The sequence below is a fragment of the uncultured Actinobacillus sp. genome (assembly GCF_945915845.1).
In the GTDB taxonomy this organism is placed as follows: Bacteria; Pseudomonadota; Gammaproteobacteria; order Enterobacterales; family Pasteurellaceae; genus Exercitatus.
This window is the reverse complement of record NZ_CAMEFX010000060.1, coordinates 1-8,690: the sequence shown is the minus strand read 5'-3', so window position 1 is coordinate 8,690 and position 8,690 is coordinate 1. Positions and strand designations below refer to the sequence as shown.

General features: G+C 40.2%; 7 protein-coding genes, 1 rRNA gene and 1 other RNA gene. 1 reads left to right on the top strand and 8 read right to left on the bottom strand.

Features of this window, described 5'->3' with window-relative positions; genetic code table 11:
* The 6 genes from ffs to Q0O89_RS09825 form a co-directional block, all read right to left on the bottom strand.
* Positions 1–72: signal recognition particle sRNA small type (gene ffs, locus Q0O89_RS09850), an RNA gene on the bottom strand; the annotation flags it as partial.
* Between the two features lie 95 nt (positions 73–167).
* Positions 168–1,307: a ribonuclease D gene (rnd, locus tag Q0O89_RS09845; protein WP_293731528.1), complete on the bottom strand. Its 1,140-nt coding sequence runs from the start codon at positions 1,305–1,307 to the stop codon at positions 168–170.
* 52 nt (positions 1,308–1,359) lie between these two features.
* The gene (gene fadD, locus Q0O89_RS09840; protein WP_293731527.1) at positions 1,360–3,042 is read right to left on the bottom strand and encodes a long-chain-fatty-acid--CoA ligase FadD; all 1,683 of its coding nucleotides are present in this window, start codon (positions 3,040–3,042) and stop codon (positions 1,360–1,362) included.
* A 57-nt stretch (positions 3,043–3,099) separates the two neighbouring features.
* Complete coding sequence (locus Q0O89_RS09835) at positions 3,100–3,669, bottom strand: Slp family lipoprotein (protein ID WP_293731526.1); 570 nt, start codon at positions 3,667–3,669, stop codon at positions 3,100–3,102.
* A 36-nt stretch (positions 3,670–3,705) separates the two neighbouring features.
* Positions 3,706–4,419 carry a tRNA (adenosine(37)-N6)-threonylcarbamoyltransferase complex dimerization subunit type 1 TsaB gene (gene tsaB / locus Q0O89_RS09830; RefSeq protein ID WP_293731525.1) on the bottom strand — a complete coding sequence of 238 codons (714 nt, stop codon included), beginning with the start codon at positions 4,417–4,419 and terminating at the stop codon, positions 3,706–3,708.
* A gap of 3 nt (positions 4,420–4,422) precedes the next feature.
* Positions 4,423–6,348 (bottom strand): ATP-dependent DNA helicase, encoded by a 1,926-nt coding sequence (locus tag Q0O89_RS09825; protein WP_293731524.1) that lies wholly within the window; start codon positions 6,346–6,348, stop codon positions 4,423–4,425.
* Positions 6,349–6,408: 60 nt separating this feature from the next.
* Here Q0O89_RS09825 and Q0O89_RS09820 point away from each other — a divergent pair, with 60 nt between their 5' ends.
* Positions 6,409–7,215: a D-hexose-6-phosphate mutarotase gene (locus Q0O89_RS09820; RefSeq protein WP_293731523.1), complete on the top strand. Its 807-nt coding sequence runs from the start codon at positions 6,409–6,411 to the stop codon at positions 7,213–7,215.
* A 64-nt stretch (positions 7,216–7,279) separates the two neighbouring features.
* Here Q0O89_RS09820 and Q0O89_RS09815 read toward each other — a convergent pair whose 3' ends face one another.
* Together Q0O89_RS09815 and rrf are read right to left on the bottom strand one after the other, a co-directional pair.
* Positions 7,280–8,233, bottom strand: coding sequence for an AEC family transporter (locus Q0O89_RS09815; RefSeq protein WP_293731522.1), 954 nt, complete (start codon positions 8,231–8,233; stop codon positions 7,280–7,282).
* Positions 8,234–8,369: 136 nt separating this feature from the next.
* Positions 8,370–8,485 (bottom strand): 5S ribosomal RNA (rrf, locus tag Q0O89_RS09810).
* Positions 8,486–8,690 lie beyond the last annotated feature (205 nt).

Genomic DNA, 8,690 nt, shown 5'->3' with positions numbered 1-8,690 from the left:
GAAATTCTGACTTTGGCTGCTTTCTTCCGAACCTGACCGAGTAAACCAGACACCATTGCGAGAGACCGAAAAGGTTCCCATTGAGCTCGCTCTTCGCGAGTGGGCGTATTATGCAATAAGCCCCGAAGGATTGCAAACGATTTTATCCAAGGCTCGGGGATTTTTCCTTAAACCTCAATCATTGACAGCAGCTGTTTACCAAAAGGTTCACGCCAATCGCGCATTAATTCGGGCAGATTTTGGGAATCTTTATTTTTCAACCACACCCATTTCATTAAACGCTCTAAATCTCGTTTGCCGGCAATCACTTCTGGAGCAAGATCCGTTGGCGCAATTTCTTTGAGCTTTTGCTGCCATGCTTTGATGGTTTTCTTATAACGCGGATCTTCGTTTAAACGTTGAATTTTAGGTGGATATTCCTTTTCATCAATGCGTTTACTTTGCTCAATCAGCTGCAATAATTTCTTACCATGAATACGCACTTCATTAGGAGCTAATCCTAACTTCAACAATTCAGACGTATGCTTAGGTTGAATTTTGGCAACTTCATAAAGATTTTCGGCACGAATAACGAAATTCAACGCTAAATCGCGGCGAATAGCTTCTTCATGTCGCCATTTCGCCAATAATTTCAATCGATTTAATTCATCCCTTTCCATACGCCAAGCGTTAGGAATAGTTAAATACGCCTTTTCCGGATTTTTAGGCTTTTGCTGCTTTTCCACCAACAAATCACAGTCAAATTGCACCGCACTTTGCCAAGGTGTTTGCGCCAAATCTTGTGCCATTTTTTGATACAAAGGAAGCAAATACCAAACATCCGCAGCGGCATAGGTTAACTGTTTATCCGAAAGCGGACGTGCCAACCAATCCGTTCGCGCCGCTCCCTTATCCAATTCCAGTTGAAAATAATGTTGAATTAAGGTGGCTAAACCTGCCGAAGTGGTAAAGCCAAGAAAACTTGCCATCACTTGCGTATCCACCATAGGGGTGGGAAATTGTTGAAAATGATGAAAAAACACTTCTAAATCTTCATAGCAAGCGTGTAACACTTTGATCACCTTGTTATCCGCCAGCAAATCCACAAAAGGCGAAAAATCCGTCACTTCAGTGGGATCGATTAAACTTACATTGTCTCCGTCATAAAGCTGGATTAGCCCTAATTTAGGGTAATAACTGCGAATTCGCACAAATTCAGTATCCAGCGCAACAACCGCTTTTTGAACAGCCTGTTGGCAAGCGGATTTTAAGCTCTCGTTGTCCGTAATCAAATTAAAGCGCGGTGGATTTTTGAGTTCTTTTATCATAGGAATACGAATAGAAAAAAGAGTGGGCTATATCGCCCACTTTTGATTAAAACTAAGAATATTTTGCCAGCTCTTCATCCCGTAACACGCGGCGCAAAATTTTGCCCACATTGGATTTAGGCAACTCATCACGAAATTCAATATCTCGTGGAATTTTATAGCCTGTCAGATGCTGGCGACAATGGTTACGCAATTCTTCTCGGGTTAGACTATCGTCTTTTTTCACCACAAAAATTTTAATGGTTTCCCCGGAAACTTCATTCGGCACACCAATTGCCACCACTTCAGCGACTTTATAATTCAGCATAACCACATCTTCGATTTCATTCGGGTAAACGTTAAAACCTGACACCAAAATCATATCTTTTTTACGATCCACAATGCGCATAATGCCTTTTTCATTCATTTTCACAATGTCGCCCGTAGCAAGCCAACCTGCTTGTAAAATTTCTGCTGTCGCTTCAGGGCGTTGCCAATAACCTTTCATGACTTGCTCACCTTTCACCCAAAGCTCTCCGGCTTCACCGAGTTCAGCTTCTGTCCCATCTTCTTTCACGATACGAATATCCGTATTAGGCACAGGTGAACCAATGGATCCATCATGGATTAGGCTATTCACATTAGATGCCGCCACCAAAGGTGAACATTCTGTCAGACCATAGCCTTCAATAATATTGCAGCCTGTTAATTCATGCCAACGTGTTGCCACGGATTGCTGAATGGCCATTCCGCCCCCAACAGACAATTTTAATGCCGAAAAATCTACTTCTTTAAAATTTTCATTATTTAACAAAGCGTTATATAAGGTATTCACGCCAGTAATAGCAACAAATTTATGTCGTTTTAATTCCTTAATAAAACCATTGATATCTCGCGGATTGGTAATTAAAACAGCGGTAATCCCCAATTCTACAAATAAAAGTGCATTCACACTCAAAGCAAAAACATGATACAAGGGTAACGGTAAAATCGCTTTGCGCTCACGGCGATGATCACCGATAAAAGGCTCCGCAATCCATTTTGCTTGTAAAATGTTGGTGATTAAATTGCCGTGGCTTAACATAGCCCCTTTTGCCACGCCTGTCGTTCCCCCTGTGTATTGCAAAAAGGCAAGATCATCACGACATAATTCTGGGCGCACAAATTGACGATGCTTGCCGATGCTCAATACTTCACGGAAAGTTACAGCATGCGGTAATTTATACTTCGGCACCAGTTTTTTCACATATTTCACTACAAAATTCACCAACGTCCGTTTACCAAAAGAAAGTTGGTCGCCCATTCGGGTGAGAATAACGTGTTTCACATCCGTATTAAAAACCACTTTTTCCAAGGTTGAAGCAAAATTGGAAACCACCACAATAGCTTTTGCACCACTGTCTTGCAATTGATGTTCCAGCTCTCGTGGTGTATAAAGTGGGTTGACATTAACCACAATCAAGCCGGCTCGCAATACACCAAACATCGCAATAGGATATTGCAATAAATTGGGCATCATCAATGCCACACGCTCGCCACGCTTTAATTTCAGTTCATTTTGAAGATAAGCCGCAAAAGCTCGGCTGCGTTCTTCTAATTTACGGAATGTCAGCACCTGCCCCATATTAATGTACGCGGGGCGATCAGGATGTTCCCTTACGGCTTTGTCAAACATATCGAGAAGATTATTATACTTGCGTGTATCAATCTCTCTTGCCGCCCCTTCGGGATAATTTTGATGCCAGATTTTTTCCATGAATGCCTTCCTATATGATCGAATAAGACCACAATTAAATTGTGCGTTACTATATCATTAATACAATACCGTACGCAATTTAGGTTCAGGGTATCCCCAGCTGAATCGCCCAAAAATTCGCGGATAGCCCCAACCAAATCCGCCATAGTAATAATCGTCCCAGTCCTGATCATAATAGTCATCATAATCATATTCTTGGCGTTGCTTCCACTGTTTGTAAGCAGTTGCCTGGATAAGGGGGAATTCATAATCGGCCTGATCAATTTTACCCATTTCTTTGCCAACTAACGTGCCGGCCACCGTAATATATTGATCTTTTAGGCCCGCAGGATCTACAAAGCCCGTTAAATTAACAATAAATCGTCCGTCTGTTTGGGCGTCAATAATCGGTTTCGCCGAAAAACTTGCTACAGGCAAACTCATTACTTCCACTTGAGTTTGTGTTTTCAAGGCGGTTGCTGAAATCACTTTTCCCGCTAAACGGACTTTTTTACATTTGCAAAGATAATCATCCGCTTCAATTTTCTTTAGCGATTGAATGGTAAACTCATCCTTTTCCAAGCCTTTTGGCGGATTAACGCACGCGGTCAATAAAAGCGCGGTTAAAAATAACCATATTTTTTTCATTGTTCCCCCTGAGTGACGATTATCACAAATTCTTCGCTATTCGCGACCCGGTAATTTTTTCCAAGTCACTTCATTGCGCAAATAAACAGGCTCAATATCCACTGCACTGATCACTTGTTTTTGATACCACATCGGCAGTGCCAAACTCAACATATATCGTGCTGATGGCAACGTAATTGAGGTATGTTGACCCAGGGATTGTAACGCATCATAAGCTGCCCAACCTGTTCCAACCGTTGCCCATTCACCTTGTAATGCGGTAAGCTGTTCCAATAAACGCGTTGGCGCGCCCACTTGTTCTGCAATAATCTCATGCCATTGCAAAAACTCCCCAAATTCAGACCGCACTTTTTCGGCTTTTAACTGGGAAAAATAGATTTCATTCATACGCGCATCAATCGCGGTAATCACTTGCGTAGCCTGAAATTGCTCATAGGCAGCTTGTGCCATCGCAGTTAAATTTGAAATACCCATCACAGGTAAATCGGCGCCTAATGCCAATCCTTGTGCAATACCGGCGCCCACTCTGACCCCGGTAAAACTACCAGGGCCACGACCAAATACTAAAGCATCAACTTGCTTTAGATGGAGCCCTGATTGCGACAAAATTTCGTCTACCATCGGCAAAATACGTTTAGTATGGCTACGCTCTGCGGTTTCTGTAATATCGGTTTTCTCGCCCTTGTGCAATAACGCCACAGAACAGGCTTCCGTTGAAGTATCAATAGCTAATAAGGTTAAATTGTTCATAATTTAATTCTGTAAATGTTGTAAAAATTCAATCACTTTACCTAAATCTCTGGTACGTTTTGCATTAGGTAAACTTTTTAAAAAGGTTTCGCCATAAGCACGATTGACTAGACGACTGTCGCAAATAATCACCGCACCTTTATCGGTGACATCACGAATTAATCGCCCTACGCCTTGTTTTAAGGCAATCACGGCTTCAGGAATTTGAATATCGTTAAAAGGCTCGCCGCCTTGTAATTTACAATCTTCAATACGGGCTTTTAATAAGGGTTCATCCGGGGATGAGAAGGGTAATTTATCAATAATCACCAACGAAAGCGCGTCACCACGCACATCCACCCCTTCCCAAAAGCTCGAAGTTGCCACCAAAACGCTATGTTCTTCGTGAACAAACTGTTCAAGCAACTTGCCTTTGGATGTTTCCCCCTGCAATAAAATCGACAACTGACTATGTTCACGGAAATACTCCGCCAATCCGCGCATCATAAGATAAGACGTACACAACACAAAACAACGTCCTTTGTTCGCTTCAATAATTGGAAGCAACATCTCCGCGAGCTTTGTTAAGGTATGTGTTTGATTGCTGCTCGGCAAATATCGTGGCACACAAAGCAAGGCTTGCTCAGGGTAATTAAAGGGACTTTGTAACACTTTTTGTTCCGCATTTTCAATGCCTAAACGTTCACAAAAATGCCTAAAACTTCCCCCTACTTCCAAGGTTGCCGAAGTAAAAATCCAAGCGGCTTCCTTCGCATGCATTTGCTCACCAAATTTATCCGACACCGTCAGCGGCGTAATATGTAAGCCAAACTGGCGATTAAAGGTTTCATACCAATAGCAATAACCTGTGATGGATGTATCCGCCAAGCGTACCAGCTGATTTTTTGCCGTAGCAATGCGTTCAAAAATACTATCCAGAGTTTGCGAACGCCCTAAAGCTAATTTAATCACATCGGACATAAAATCTAATTTTTCTTTTAAGATTTCATACCCTTTTTTCACCGCACTTTGTGCCAATAACTCACGCCAATTTCCACGTTGACTTCCTTCGCCTAATAATAAACGGAAATCTTGCAGCATTTTTTGCAGATGATCCGCCGCAATTCCCAATTGCTGCATGTCTTTTAATTCTGTGCGATACACAATATTAATATCTTTGCAAATATCGAACAGTTGGCGTGATGTGAGTGATTGCCCAAAATATTGGCTGGCAATATCCGGAAGTTGGTGCGCTTCATCAAAAATAATGACTTCCGCTTGTGGAATAAGTTCGCCAAACCCGCTTTCTTTCACCGCCATATCTGCGCAAAATAAATGGTGATTGACCACCACAAGATCAGCCGCAAGCGCGCGTTTACGTGCTAATGCGACATAACAATCGGTATAATTCGGGCAATCTGATCCTAAACAACTGTCTGTTGTACTAGTAAGTTGCGGTAAAATAGGGCTATCTTCAGCTAATTCCGTACATTCCGACAAATCCCCCGACTGGGTGCTGTTATTCCATTTACGTACTTTAGACAAGTCGGCTAATACCGATTTATCGCCAAGTACACCTTGCGCAATAACCTGATCTAAACGTTCTAAACAAAGATAATTCGCTCTTCCTTTTAATAAAGCAATCTTACCTGAGTAACCCAATGCTTTTTTTATTGCAGGTAAATCGCGGTTAAAGAGCTGATCTTGTAAATTCTTAGACCCAGTGGAAATAATCGTTTTTTTCTTTGCCAACAACGCTGGAGCTAAATAGGCAAAAGTTTTCCCTGTCCCCGTTCCTGCTTCAATCACAAGTGCGGTCTTGTTTTTAATTGTTTTTCCAACAGCTTTCGCCATATCAAGCTGTTCGACACGAGGACGAAAACCTTTGATATGCTGACTTAATTCACCGTTTTCTGAAAAAGTTCTTATTATTTGCGGTTGATCACACATTTAAATATTGAAATCATTTATAGTGAGAACATTGTATCAAACTTTATGAAGGAAAAACTTATGGAAACAAAATTAATCAAGCAAATTGCACCTGAGTTAGCTTTATATCAATATAATGAAATTCCTGTTTTGGAACTGAGCCACCCTATTGGAACAGCCAAAGTTTCATTACAAGGTGCTCAATTATTAAGTTGGCGACCTACACATACTGATAAAGATGTCATTTGGTTAAGTGAAATTGAACCTTTTACTAAAGGGGAAGCTATTCGTGGGGGAATCCCTATTTGTTATCCTTGGTTTGGCAAGGCAAGAACGCCCATGCATGGCTATGCGCGACTACAACAATGGCAACTAGTAAGTTTTAATATCCAACCTAACGAAGTAAGACTGAATTTTCTTTTAGAAACAGAAAATGCTGAGGATATTGCTCATATTGAGATGACATTTACCGATGAATTTCACCTTGAATTTACTAATTATTGTATTGAAAAAGAACCACAATTGGCTTTACATACCTATTTCAATATAGGCGATATTACAAAAACAGAGATACAACAACTGCCGACAACAACATTTAATGTATTAACACAGCAACAAGAAGACATATCAGATATTCGAATCATTACGGAAAACGTAGAATGTATCTATCCTGCCAATGAGCGTAATATCATTGTCGATCACTTAAACCAACGTACTATTGAAGTCATTCATGAAAATGCTTCAGAAATTGTACTATGGAATCCTTGGCATAAAGAAACCAGCAATATAAGTAAAGATGGGCATAAAACAATGATCTGTGTGGAAACTGCGCGAATTAGTGAACGCTTAAATGAAAATGTGGTAGGGTTAAGAATTAGAGTGAAATAAAAGTTGACCGCACTTTGAATATGGCGACAAAGCAAATCAAAGTGCGGTCATTTTTTTGTTAACATTAAATCCAGCCTAATTGCATAAGAATCATTAACCCTAAAGATGAAATAGGCATAGCACCAATAGTTGTAATGCCTATAATATTTGCTACTGTTGTTGCATTTCCGCCCATAGCTCGTACCATTGCATACGCGGCTGTAGCCAATGGTGTGGTTGTCATTAAGAAGACAATAGCCAATTCCATGTCTGACATACCCATTAATTTTGCAAGCATCACCATAAACAATGGTGCAACAATTAATCTTGCAATGACTCCCCAGGTGACAGCGCGAGAAAACGAACCTAAACTTTGAAGCTGAATACTTGCACCAATACAAAGTAAAGCTAGTGGTAAAGTAATGTTAGCAAGATATTGACCTGTAACCTGAATTGACTTTGGCAAGGCTATTGCAAAGTAATTCATCATTAAGCCAAGAATAATCGCGATAATTAATGGATTTTTAAGAATATTGAGAAGTAATCTAGTTATATTTACTTTGTCACCCGATAACGATCTTGTAATCGTGATCACACCATATACATTGAACAAAATGACAACAATAGCAGAATAAATTGATGCAGGTACATAGGCAACATCACCGTATGCATTAATACAAAGTGCTAATCCTAAAATCGCATTATTTCCACGGAATACTGCTTGAACAAAAGTGCAACGCTCTCGCTTTTCAGCTATAAATTTCGCCGCAACAATTTCACCAGTTATAAATAAGATTGTTGTGCCGACTACTGCAACGAATATCAGATCAAATTGATTTGAATATTCAATTTTTCCATTATAAATATTGAAGAAAAGTAAAAGCGGTAGAGTTAAATGAAAAATGAGCTTCATGGATTTTTCAGAAAATGTCTCGTCTAATATACGATACTTCCCTAAAAGTTTTCCAAAGCAAAGCAGAATGATGATAGGTAATGTGACATTTATTGAAAAAACAAATGATGAGATGAAGTCTGTCATTGAATTAATTGAAAAGACTGTTTTGAATATCTTAAATTGTATCAGTTTTTGTTATTACGAAGAAGTTAAATTAATAGGTTATGCCTAAAAAACAAAACCCCGAGCCTATCTCTAGACTCGGGGTTCTTTATCTCTTACCTGGCGGTGACCTACTCTCACATGGGGATACCCCACACTACCATCGGCGTTACGGCGTTTCACTTCTGAGTTCGGCATGGGGTCAGGTGGGACCACCGCACTATCGCCGCCAAGATTATTCCTTTGATGACTTTATCTTTACTTCTCTATTTTCTTCATTCTTTAAATTTCGAAACAAGCTGTAACTGATTAATCTCTTTGTCTGTCTAGTTTATTTAGTTTCTACTTCGCTTCTTTTTCGCTTCTTTGTCTTAGCAAAAACATTTGAGCGTTGTATAGTTAAGCCTCTCGGGCAATTAGTATCTGTTAGCTCAACGGC

Coding starts and splice junctions, on each gene's coding strand:
- rnd (WP_293731528.1), bottom strand. CDS start 1,307: ATGATAAAAGAACTCAAAAATCCACCGCGCTTTAATTTGATTACGGAC.
- Q0O89_RS09835 (WP_293731526.1), bottom strand. CDS start 3,669: ATGAAAAAAATATGGTTATTTTTAACCGCGCTTTTATTGACCGCGTGC.
- Q0O89_RS09820 (WP_293731523.1), top strand. CDS start 6,409: ATGGAAACAAAATTAATCAAGCAAATTGCACCTGAGTTAGCTTTATAT.
- Q0O89_RS09815 (WP_293731522.1), bottom strand. CDS start 8,233: ATGACAGACTTCATCTCATCATTTGTTTTTTCAATAAATGTCACATTA.
- tsaB (WP_293731525.1), bottom strand. CDS start 4,419: ATGAACAATTTAACCTTATTAGCTATTGATACTTCAACGGAAGCCTGT.
- Q0O89_RS09825 (WP_293731524.1), bottom strand. CDS start 6,348: ATGTGTGATCAACCGCAAATAATAAGAACTTTTTCAGAAAACGGTGAA.
- fadD (WP_293731527.1), bottom strand. CDS start 3,042: ATGGAAAAAATCTGGCATCAAAATTATCCCGAAGGGGCGGCAAGAGAG.